At 35.7% G+C, this 1,183-nt stretch carries 1 protein-coding gene; it reads left to right on the top strand.

The genetic code is table 11. From position 1 onward, the window contains the following. The coding region (locus B0181_RS11260; RefSeq protein ID WP_143821608.1) for a restriction endonuclease subunit S at positions 1-1,151 on the top strand (1,151 nt) is incomplete at its 5' end. Between the last annotated feature and the right edge of the window lie 32 nt (positions 1,152-1,183).

The raw sequence follows: 1,183 nt of genomic DNA, 5'->3' as shown, positions 1-1,183 counted from the left end.
CAAATTATTTATATTTCAGAGTAAGTGATATGACAGAATATCAGTCTGCTTATTTTGGAAATTGTAAATTTGTGAGCGAAGAAATATATCTTGCTTTGCAGCGATATGAACTATTTGAGAATGAACTGGTTATTTCTATCGCTGGAACGATCGGCAAAATTCAGATTGTAGATAATTTTCCTGCAAACAAAAAGGTAATTTTGACAGAAAATTGTGCAAAATTATCTATTAAAGACAATTCCATTTTAAGGTCTAAATATCTTAGCCTAGTGCTTCAAACAGATTTTGTGCAACAACAAATTATTGCTTCAAGTATTCAAACTACCATTCCAAAATTAGGATTAGACAAAATACTGACACTAAAAATTCCTAAATTGCCTGATATACGCCAACAAGAAAAATGTGTTTCTTTGATGGATAATGCGATTTCTGAAAAAGAAAAGGCATACGACAAAGCTAAAACCCTGTTAAATAGCATTAACGATTATCTGCTTGATGAGCTACAAATTGACTTGCCTAAAATAGATAACTGTTTGAAGAGCCGTATATTTACCGTGCAAATGAGCAAGGTATCAGGTGGACAGTTTGATGTTCAAAGCCAATTTAATAAATATTTTCGCATTCAAGGCGGAAAATACGAAAACAAGCGGTTGGATAAATTGGCTTTTTTACAAAAAGGTCAAAGTATTACTTCTGATGATGTTATTGAAGGCGATTATCCTGTGATTGCAGGTGGGCAAACCAGCCCATATAATCACCATAGCTACAATCACTCGGGAAATGTCATCACTGTTAGCGCTAGTGGTTCAGCAGGTTATGTGTGGTATCACGATTACCCAATTTTTGCATCTGATTGCACAATGATTTTTTCTAAAAACGAAGATGAAATCCTAACTGAATTTTTAGCCGAAATTTTGAAACTCAAACAGCAAGAAATTTACAGGCTGGCAAAAGGTGGAGTGCAAGTACACGTTTATGCAAAGGATTTGGCTTTATTGCAAATTCCTGTTCCTGATCTCGCAACCCAACAAAAAATCATTATCCACATCCGCCAAATCCGTCAGCAAGCTTCCGATTTATACAAGCAAGCCGACGAAACTCTTGCTAAAACCAAAGCTGATATTGAAAGAATGATTTTAGGAGGACAGTGATGGCTATTGGTAAGGTGACGTACTCCCCTCCC

Origin of the sequence: Moraxella caviae, assembly GCF_002014985.1 — a bacterium.
GTDB classification, from domain to species: domain Bacteria; phylum Pseudomonadota; class Gammaproteobacteria; order Pseudomonadales; family Moraxellaceae; genus Moraxella; species Moraxella caviae.
Note: the sequence above shows the minus strand (reverse complement) of the source record. Positions and strands in the feature narration are given on the sequence as shown.